Raw genomic sequence first — 11,398 nt, 5'->3', positions numbered from 1 at the left:
CCCACACCACGTCCGGCCAGATACAACTCCCCGACCACCCCAGCCGGCACCGGCCGCAACCACCCATCCAGCACGAAGAAGGCCGCCCCCGACACGGGCGAGCCGATCGGCGGCGCACCGCAGCCCGGCGTCAGCGGCGCGCTCTTGGACAGCCACATCGTCGTCTCGGTGGGACCGTAGACGTTGATCATCACCCGGCCGGGCGCCCACCGATCCACCAACTCGGGCGGGCAGGCCTCCGCGCCGATCACCAACGCGGTCGCTCCCAGGCCGTCCGGCGTCAAACCCCGGACAGCAGAGGGTGTTTGGGTCAGCACGCTGACGCGTTCGCGCATCAGCAGGGTGTGGAAGTCATCGGGCGCGCGTGCCACCGACTCGGGCACCACGACCAGCCGACCGCCGTGCAGCAAGGCACCCCAGATCTCCCACACGGAGAAGTCGAAAGCGTAGGAATGAAACTGCGTCCAGACCTGTCCCGGTGACAATTCCACGCCGGTGTCGAGACTTTCGAACAGTTGCATGACGTTGTACTGCGTGACTGCAACGCCTTTGGGTATACCGGTCGTGCCCGAGGTGTAGATGATGTGGGCGACGTCGTCCGGCGCGGGCGCGGGCAGTGCCGTGTCGGGCTGGGTGTCGATTCTTCGGTCGGCGACGTCGACGACCGGCACGCCGCACTCGCCGAGCCGGTCCGCCAGTTGGGCGGTGCTGACCGCGGCGATCGGCGCGGTGTCGTCGATCATGAACCTGATCCGGGCGCTCGGGTGCGCTGGATCGATCGGCAGGTACGCCGCCCCGGTCTTGAGCACCGCGAGGACCGCCACGATGGCCTCGGCGCAACGCGAGAACAGCAGCGCCACAGCCTGTCCCGGGCCAGCACCGTAAGTGGTGAGCAGGTGTGCCAACCGATTCGACGCCTCGTCGAGTTCGCGGTAGGTCATCGAGAGGTCACCGCACGTCACTGCGGGCGCTTCGGGTGTGCGAGTCACCTGGGCGGCGAACACCGCCGGAATCGACATTGGCGTCGCGGACCGGGTCAACGCCGCGCGGTTGCCTATGTAGTCCAGGTGGGCATGTTCGTCGGCGTCGAGCAGATCGATCGACATCAGTCGCCGGGTGGGGTCGGTGGTCATCGCAATCAACACGCGCTGCATGCGGTGGATGATCGTGGCGATATCGGCAGCGTCGAACACGTCGGTGTTGTACTCGAGGCGAAGCGACAGTTCGTGGCCCGGCATGGCCTGCAGCGTCAACGGGTAGTCGTTGCGCTCGCGGGTGTGGAATTCGGTCACCGCCAGCCCGTCGACATCGAGGAGCGCCGTGGTGTCGACGGGATAGTTCTCGTAGACGAAGAGCGTGTCGAACAATTGATCCTGACCGGTGATCCGGTGGATCTCGCCGAGCGCCAGGTGCTGGTGGTCCAGGGTGTGGGTGTGGGCGCGTCGGAGTTGGTCCAGGACATCGGAGGTGGTGGTGGTCGGCGTGAAGGTCGCCCGGACCGGCACGGTGTTGATCAACAGACCGACCATTGATTCCGCGTCGGCCAAGTCGGCGGGGCGGCCGGACACCGCGGTGCCGAAAGCGACGTCGTGGTGGCCGGTCAGCCACATCAGCAGCTGCGCCCAGGCGCTCTGCAGCACGGTGTTGACGGTGGTGTGCTGTGAGCGTGCCAACTCATTGACGGCTCGAGTGATCTTCTCCGACAACCGATGCGACGCGACGCCACGGCAACCGGCCCGGCCGGGTGGGGCGACCATCGTCGGGGTGTCGAATCCGGTGAGCACCTCGGTCCAGGCCGCGCGCGCGGATTCCAGGTCCCGCTCGGACATCCAGGTGACGTACCGGCGGTAGGACCCGGCGCCCGGCAACCGGTGACCGAAGTAGCTCGCGAACAGTTCCTGCGCCAGGACGGGCAGCGACCAGCCGTCGATGACGATGTGGTGGAAGGTCAGTACGCACCGATGCCGATCGTCGGCGGTGCGGATCAGCGCCGCACGGAACGCCGGCGGATCGGTGAGTTGGCAGACCGCCTCGCGTTCGTCGGCGCAGATCTGCGCGATCTGCGCGTCGGCGTCCTCGCCGAGCCGCTCGAGGTGTCGCCAGGCGGGTCTGGCATCGGAGGGAATGATCTGCACGGGCGGGTCGTACTCTGCGCAGAATCGGGCGACCAGGTGCGGGTGGCGGTTGGCCACCGCGTGGACGGCCGCTTCGAGGCGATGCGGGTCCAGCGCACCGGCGATGGTGATGTCGAGTTGCATCGCGTACAGGTCGTCGCCGTTGCCCTTCGCGGTGCTGGCGTGGAAGAGCAGTCCCTGTTGCATCGGGGTGAGCGGGAGAATGTCGGCGACGCCGAATTGATGTTCGATTCGGGTGATTTGGTGCTGGTTCAGCCGCGCCGGCACGATGTCGGAAGGTGTCAACCCACCGCCGCCCTTTCGAACGTGGGCGCAGATTCCCCTCAAGGTGTCGAAGAACAGCTGGCTGAGGCGGCTGATCCGCTCCTGATCGAGGGCTGACGGCGCCCACGTCCACCTGGCCTGCAATTGCGGGCCGGTGTCGGTGTCGATGGTGGCGGCGTTGAGTTCCACGGTGTGCGCCAAGGGCATGGGAACCGCGGCGGCGACTTCGGTGAGCGACAGGTCTTTTCGGCTCACCTGCCAGAGCCCGTCAGCACCGTCGGTCGCAGCGGTGCTCAGGCGTCCGAGATAGTTGAAGCCGATGGACGGGTCAGGCGTGGACAGGTCGACGTCGTCGTTGAGGTACCGCAGCAGCCCGTAGGTCAGGCCGTCGGGCATGCCGCGAAGTTGTTCCTTGGCGTCTTTCACGGCGGCGCCCAGCGAGGCGTTCCCGGCGACGATCCTTGTCGGGTTCGTCTTGGCTATGGTCAGTGCGACAGGGTGTTTGACGGTGAACCAGCCCACCGTGCGCGACAGGTCGATGTCGGCGGCGAGGTCGTCGTGGCGGCCGTGACCTTCGACGTCGATGCCGACTGGGGCGCCGGCGGTGTCGAGGTAGGTCGACCACGCAATCGCATAGGCGATCAGAAGGATGTCTTGTATGCCGGCGTGGAACGCGCCGGGCACCTCACCGAGCAGAAGACGGGTCGTATCGGTGTCCAGGGTTTCGGACAGGTGACCGGCGCCGGCGTAGGTGTCGGTCCCGGCCTGCGGCGCGGGTAGCGCGGGCGGGGTTGCCGCGATCTGCTGCCACCTGTCGGCATGGCGCAGTACCGCCGGGTCGTGAGCGTGTTGCGACAGCAGCGTGGCCCACGTCCGGAACGATGTGCCCGTCACCGGTAATGTCACGGGCTGGCCGTTGCGGTGTTGCGCCCAGGCGATATTGAGGTCTTCGAGCAGGATGCGCCAGGACACCGCGTCGACGGCCAGGTGGTGGATGATCAAGGCCAGCTGGTTGGTGGCGGGTACCCACAGCGCGCTGAGCATCCGACCGTCGGTCGGGTGCAGCCGCGACCGGGCCGCTCTCACCGCGTCCTCGGACAGTTCGTCGACCGCGTGCACACATGCGTCGGCGTCGGCCGAATCCGGCTCCGGCACCGTGAGCGTGTCGGCTGCCTGCAACCGCAACATCGCGTGCCGATCCAAGAGCGCCTGCAGCACGGTGACGACGTCGCTGCGGGTGGCTCCGTCGGGCGCTTGTACCACGATTGTCTGGTTGAACTCCGCTACGGAGCCGTCGATCTCGTGCAGCCAGCGCACGATCGGGGTCGGCGGCAGGTCACCGATGCCGTCGTCGGCGGGGCCGCTGACGACGGTCATCACCGCGGCGGCGCGGGCGAGCCGCGCCACGGTCTGTTCGACGAAGATGTCACGCGGCCGACACGTCACACCCGCGGCCCGGGCGCGGGCCACCACCTGCATCGACAAGATGCTGTCGCCGCCGAGGTCGAAGAACGAGTCGTCGACGCCTACCCGCTCGAGTCCCAGCACTTGGGCGTAGATGCCGGCCAGGATCTCCTCGACGGCGTCGCCCGGTGCCCGATACCGCTCAGTCTCTTGGTGATCCGGCGCCGGGAGCGCGCGGAAGTCGAGTTTGTTGTTCGGCGTCAGCGGCATTGTCTCTAGACCCATCACCGCGACGGGCACCATGTATGCGGGTAGCCGCTCGGCCAGGGCCGTCCGCGCCTCGCGCGGGTGCGCCGTTCCGGTGATGTAGCCGACCAGCCGCTTGTCGCCGGGGCGGTCTTCGCGGGCGATGACGACCGCTTGTTCGACGCCGTCCAGTTCGGCCAGCGCCGTCTGGATTTCGCCGAGTTCGATGCGGTAGCCGCGGATCTTGACCTGCTCGTCGGCGCGGCCCAGGTACTGCAGCTGGCCGTCGGCACGCCAGCGCACCAGATCTCCGGTGCGATACATCCGTTGTCCGGGCCCCCCGAACGGACAGGCCACGAACCGTGACGCTGTCAGCCCCGCCCGGCCGATATAGCCGCATGCCACGCCGGCCCCGGCGACGTACAGCTCACCGACCGATCCGGCCGGCACCCGTCGCAGCGCATCGTCGAGCAGGAAAAGTGCCGCCCCCGGCACCGGCGAGCCGATCGGCACACCCGGGCCCGGGGTCAGCGGGGCACTGATCGCCACGCACATCGTGGTCTCGGTCGGCCCGTAGGCATTCACCATCACCCGTCCGCGCGCCCACTGCTCCACGACCTCGGGCGGGCAGGCCTCGCCGACCACCACCAACGCCGCCGACTCCAACCCCGCGCTGGGCAATACCCGTACGGCTGAGGGTGTTTGCGTGAGCACAGTCACCTGCTCGGCCGCCAGCACAGCGTGGAAATCGTCTGGCGAGGCTGCGACCTCCTCGGGAACCACCACCACGCGCCCACCCCGCAGCAGGGCGCCGAAGATCTCCCAGACCGACACATCGAACGCCAACGTGTGACACTGCGGCCACACCCCTGGCCGCGGCAGCCCGGCGTCCAGCGCCCCCAGCAGCTGCGTGACGTTGTGGTGCGTCACTGCAACGCCTTTGGGGACTCCCGTGGTGCCCGATGTGTAGATGACGTACGCGAGGTTCTCCGCGGCGGGCGCCGGCAACGCGGTGTCGGGCTGGGCCTCGCCAGCGGGATCATCGACATCGACGACGCGCACGTTGCAGCCACGCAGCCGAGCGCGCAAGGCCGCGGTGGTGATGGCGGCCACCGGCGCGGAGTCGGCGACGATGAACTCGATGCGCGCCGACGGCAACGCCGGATCGATCGGCAGGTACGCCGCCCCCGTCTTGAGCACCGCGAGAATCGCGGCGATCGCCTCGGCCGACCTGTTCATCACCAGGGCGACGCATCGTCCTGGTCCAGCGCCTTGTTCGATCAGCAAGTGCGCCAGACGGTTCGACCACTCGTCGAGCACGCGGTAGGTCCACGAGCCGTCCCCGCAGGTGACCGCGAGCGCATGCGGTGCGCGTGCGACGTGTTGTTCGAACAATGCCGGAATCGATACGTGCACAGGCGTCGGTGCGGTCAAAACGGTTCGGTTGCCGAACTCGTCGAGCCGCGCGCGCTCGTCGTCATCGAGCACGTCCACCGACGACAACCGCTGCTCGGGATCGGCCGTCATCGCCGTCACGACCCGCTGCAGCCTCGCGATCAGCGTCTCGATGGTGGCCGCGTCGAACACGTCGGTGCGGAATTCGACTGTCCCACCGATGCCGTCGGGTTCGCCGGCCTCGTTCCATTGTTCGGACAGGGAGAACACCAGGTCCATGCGGGCGGTGTGGGTGTCGACCGGCAGCCGGGTGACCTGTACATCCCCGAGTGCCAGTTCCGCAGCACTGTCCACGCCGCCGACGGACGTCTGCCAGGCCAACGCCGCCTGCACCAGCGGGTGATGGCTCAGGCTACGGGTGGGATTGAGCCGATCGACAACGACTTCGAACGGCACATCCTGATGCTCGTAGGCGCTCAGGCTGCGCCGTCGCACTTGCGCCAGCAATTCCGCCACTGTCGGGTCGCCGGCCAGGTCGACCCGCAACACCAGCAGGTTGACGAAGAAGCCGACGAGCTCGTCGAGACCGGGATCACGGCGTCCGGCGATCGGGAACCCCAGGGCGACATCGCGGTTTGCGCTCAGGCGGGACAGCAGCGCCGCCATAGCAGCCTGGACGACCATGAAGCTGGTCGCATTGTGCTGCGCCGCCAACTCGCCGACCCGGCGCTGCAACTCGGCCGGCCAGTCAACGGGAACCGTGGCGCCGCGCTGATCGGCCACCGCCGGATAGGGTCGATCGGTGGGCAGATCAAGCCGTTCCGGCATGCCCGCCAGGGTGTCCTGCCAATAGGCCAGCTGCGCGGCGATAGGGCTGTCGCCGTCGTCCAGATCGCCGAATTGGTCGCGCTGCCACAGCGTGTAATCGGCGTACTGCACGGGCAATTGCGACCAGCGCGGAGGTTGCCCCAGGCAGCGTGCGGCGTATGCCGTACTCAGATCGCGTACCAGCGGGACGATCGACCAGCCGTCGGCCGCGATGTGATGTACGACGCCGGCCAATACGTGTTCGTCGTCCGCGGTACGGAACAGCGTTGCCCGCAACGGGATCTCGGCGGACAGATCGAAGGCACGCCGGACGGCCTCCTCGATGCCCTCGTTGAGTCGCTCTGCCGACCAGGAGGTGGCATCGACGACCCGCCATCCGAAATCCGCCCGGTCGGCGTCGACGATGCGCTGCAACGGCACGCCGTCAGGCGCCGGGAACAGCGTACGCAGAGTCTCGTGGCGGGAGATGACGTCGTGCAGCGCCGCGCACAACGCGTCGACGTCGAGCCGCCCGCGCAGGCGCAGCGCCACCGCCATGTTGAAAACGGCCGATGGCCCCTGCAGTTGGTCGAGGAACCACAGCCTGCTTTGCGCGAACGACAGCGGAATTGCCACAGGCCGCCCCCCGGCGACCAACGGGGTGCGCGGGTCCGCCTCGCCGCTGATGCGGGGCGCCAACGCGGCGACCGTCGGCGCGTCGAACAAGGTGCGCACGGACAGGCCACCGTCCAGGCTGCTGTTGATCTCGGCGACCACCCGCATCGCCAGGATGCTGTCACCTCCGAGGTCGAAGAAGGAATCGTCGGCGCCGACGCGGTCGAGACCGAGCGCATGTGCGTAGATGTTGGCGAGGATCACCTCGACCGGCGTGGACGGTGCGCGATAGTGGTCGACGCCCTGATACGCGGGTGCCGGCAGGGCGCGGGCGTCGAGCTTGCCGTTGGGCGTCAACGGCAGCGCGTCGAGCTTCACCACGGCCGAAGGCACCATGTACGACGGCAACCGCGCGGCGAGAGCGGCACGGACCTCGGCCGGATCGATTGCCCCCGCGGTTGTTTCGGTGAGATAGCCGACCAGCCGCTTGTCGCCGGGGCGGTCCTCGCGGGCGATCACCGCGGCCTGCCCGACGCCGTCCAGCGCGCTCAGCGCGGTGCGCACCTCCCCCAGTTCGATGCGGTAGCCGCGGATCTTGACCTGCTCGTCGGCGCGGCCCAGGTACTGCAATTGTCCGTCCGGGCCCCAGCGCACCAGATCACCGGTGCGATACATGCGCGCCCCGGGCCCACCACATGGGCACGCGACGAACCGCGATGCGGTCAGCCCGGGCCGTCGCCAATATCCGACGCCGACACCAAGACCCGCCACATACAGTTCGCCCACCACGGCGGGCGGCACCGGCCGCAGCCATTCGTCGAGCACGAACAATGCCGCGCCGGGCACCGGAGCACCGATCGGCACGGTGCCCATTCCTTCGGTCAGCGGTGCGCTGATCGTCGCGTACACGGTGGTCTCGGTCGGGCCGTAGCCGTTGATCATCACCCGCCCCGGCGCCCACCGATTTACCACCTCGGCCGGGCAGGCCTCGCCGGCCGCCATCAACGTCACCCCGTCCAAGCCTTCGGTTGAAAGCGCCTGCACCGCAGAGGGTGTCTGACTCAGCACGGTGACACGTTCACTGCGCAGCAGAGCGTGAAAGTCCTCGGGTGAGCCGCTCACCGACTTGGGCACCACCACGAGCCGTCCACCGAACAACAGGGCGCCCCAGATCTCCCAGACCGAGAAGTCGAACGCCAACGAGGCGCACTGAGTCCACACCTGGTGCGGGCCCAGTTCGAAGCCGACGTCAAGGGAGTCGAACAGCCGGGTCACGTTGTGATGGGTGACGGCAACGCCTTTGGGAACGCCGGTGGTGCCTGATGTGTAGATGATGTGGGCGACGTCGTCGGGTGCGGGTTCAGGCAGCGCGGTGCTCGGCTGTGTGCCCATCGCGGGGTCGTCGAGTTCGACGACCGGGACGCCGGCGTCGCGGATCCGGTCGGCCAGGTCGGCGGTGGTGATCGCGATGACCGGTGCGGCGTCGGCGACGATGAAGTCGATCCGCGCCTTGGGTACCGCCGGGTCGACCGGCAGGTAGGCCGCCCCGCTCTTGAGTACCGCCAGGATCGCGACGATCGCCTGCGCCGACCGCTCGGCCACCAACAGCACACACTGTCCGGGCGCTGCGCCGGCGTCAACCAGCCGGTGCGCCAGTCGGTTCGATGACTCGTCCAGGTCCCGATACGACATCGACGTGCTCTGGAAGGTCAGGGCCACTGCGTTCGGATCACGCGTCGTCTGCGCGGCGAAAAGCGCCGGGATCGACACCGGCGCCGCGGGCCGGGTCAACACGGCGCTGTTCCCGCGCACGTCGAGGTCGACGTGCTCGGCATCATCGAGCAGATCGATCGACGACAGCCGACGCGTCGGATCGGCGGCCATCGCCCGTAGTACCCGCTGCAGTCGTCGGCTGAGGTCGTCGACCTCGGTCGCGTCGAACACGTCGGTGTCGAACTCGATGCGCACGTTCAGTTCCTCGCCCGGCTGGGCAACGACGGCCAACGGGTAATGGGTGGACTCGCGGCCGTTCACTTCGGTGATGGTCAACCCGTTGCTGAGTAAGGCGCCGGTGTCGACCGGATAGTTCTCGTAGACGAATACGGTGTCGAACAGGTGGTCCTGACCGGTGGCGCGGTGGATCTCGCTCAGTGCGAGGTGCTGGTGTTCCAGTGTCTGGTTGTAATTGCGTTGCAGTTGGTCCAGCAACTCGGACACGGTCATTGCCGGCGTGATGTCGGCGCGCACCGGCACGGTGTTGATGAGCAAGCCGACCATCGAATCGGCACCGACGACATCGGCGGAGCGCCCGGACACCGCGGTTCCGAATGCGACATCGTGGTGCCCGGTCAGCGACATCAGCATCTGCGCCCAGCCGGCCTGTAGCACGGTGTTGACGGTGGTGTGAGATGAGCGAGCCAGCTCGCCGAGTGCCGACGTCGCCCGCTCAGCGATCTGGAATGCGGCGGCGCCTCGCCGTCCGAGCGTCAATCGGCCCGGCGGGGCGACCAGGGTGGGCGTGTCGAAGCCGGCCAGCACTTCGCGCCAGGCGGCATGCGCTGCGGCGGTGTCTCTTTCGGCAAGCCACATGACATACCGGCGGTATGACCCGGCGGCGGGGAGCCGGTGTCCGTAGTAGCTGGCGAAGATCTCCTGGGCGACGATCGGCAGTGACCAGCCGTCGAGAACGATGTGGTGGTTGGTCAGCACCAGCCGATGTCGGTCCGGTGCGGTGCGGACGACCGCCGCCCGGAAGGCCGGTGGTCGGGTCAGGTCACACACCGCGGTGCGTTCGTCGGCGCACAACTGCGTGATCGCCTGGGCGACATCGACATCGACCCGCCGATATGTGGTGCCCATCGGGCCGGCTTCTGTCGGGGATCCGACAGGCGTCGGGACGGCGACCGGAATCGGGGGTCGGTTGCCCGCCGCCGCGGCTGAGCCCGGGTCGATGTCGATGTCGATGCGGTTGGTCTCCAGGTCGAGGAATGTCCAGGGGATCAGTGGATTTGCGGGGATGATCTGAATGGGTTGGCCGTAGCGGCTGTCGAATTGCGCGGCGAGGTTGGGGTGGCGCGTGGCCACGGTGTCTATGGCGCGCCGGAGCCGGTGGGGATCGAGTGGGCCGGCGATGGCGATGTCGAGTTGCATCGCGTAGACGGCGTCGTCGGCACTGGTGGTGGTGTTGGCGTGGAAGAGCAGTCCTTCTTGAAGTGGAGTCAGCGGAAGGATGTCGGCGACGCGGTGTTGCCGTTCGAGCTGGTCGATCTGGTGTTGGTCGAGGACGACGGGGGCGATGTCCGATGGTGTCAGTCCCCCGCCGCCGTGTTCGACGTGCTTACAGATGCCGGTCAGCGAGTCGAACCAGAGCTGGCTGAGCCGGTCGACCTGGGCTTCGTCCAGCGTTGAAGGCGCCCAGGTCCAATTGGCCTGTAACAGTGGGCCGTTCACGCTGTCGACCGTGGCGGTGTTGAGTTCGAGGGTGTGTGCCAGCGGCATGGGTACGGCTGTGGCGGCGTCCGTCGACGCCATTCCGTCGGCGCAGAGGCGCCACATGTCCTCAGGAACCGTGATGCCGGCGTCCAGGCGCCCGAGGTAATTGAACCCGATGGACGGATCGGGGTCGGGCAGTTCGGCACTGGTGTTGAGGTAGCGCAGCACACCGTAGGTCATGCCGTCAGGCAGGGCGCGCAGTTGCTCTTTGGCGTTCTTGATCAGCGAGCCGAGGGCGGCATCGCCGGTCACGACGGTCCGCCAGCGCAGCGGTTCGAGTGCCAGCGCCACTGGGTATTTGGTGGTGAACCAGCCCACCGTCCGAGACAGGCTCACCTCGGGCGCGATGTCTTCCTCACGCCCATGGCCTTCGACGTCGATGACGATCGGATTGTGCGTAGCCAGGAACTTTTGGCACGCCAGCGCGAACGCGATCAGCAGAATGTCCTGCACGCCTGCATGTAGGGCGGCGGGAACCTCTCCGAGCAGCGAGCGGCTCGTTTCCGCATCCAGCGATGCCGAGAAACGCCCTGCGTCGGCGTAGGTGTCGGATTCAGCCGAAGGTCGCGGCAATGCCGAGGGCGTCGCCGACACGTGCCGCCACGTGTCGACGTGGCGGGTGACCGCCGCGCTGTGGGCATACTCGTCGAGAAGCGCGGCCCAACGCTGAAACGAGGTGCCACCGGTTGGAAGCGCGATGGGTTGTCCGTCGCGGTGTTGGGCCCAGGCGATGTTGAGGTCTTCGAGCAGGATTCGCCACGACACCGCGTCGACCGCCAGGTGATGCACAATCAAGCCGAGGTGGCCGGTGGTCGGGGCCCACAGGCCGCTGACCATCAGCCCCACGGCCGGGTTGAGCCGGGAGCGCGCCGCCACCAATGTATTTGCGGATACCGCGTCGGCCGTGTGCAGGCATGCGCTCGCGTCGAGGGAGGCGGGTTCGGGCACATGTAGTGACCATCGTGCGTCGTCGCGCTGCGCATGAAGCCGCAGCATGGGGTGGTGGTCCAGCAGCGCTTGCAGAATGGTGACGACGTCGG

General features: G+C 67.8%; 1 protein-coding gene. It reads right to left on the bottom strand.

All coding sequences use genetic code 11. The features are described 5' to 3' along the window. A partial coding sequence (locus AU188_RS16995) for a non-ribosomal peptide synthetase (RefSeq protein ID WP_059164872.1) occupies positions 1-11,398 on the bottom strand: 11,398 nt, incomplete at both ends.

The organism is Mycobacterium sp. IS-3022, assembly GCF_001500065.1.
Classification (GTDB): Bacteria; Actinomycetota; Actinomycetes; order Mycobacteriales; family Mycobacteriaceae; genus Mycobacterium.
Note: the sequence above shows the minus strand (reverse complement) of the source record. Positions and strands in the feature narration are given on the sequence as shown.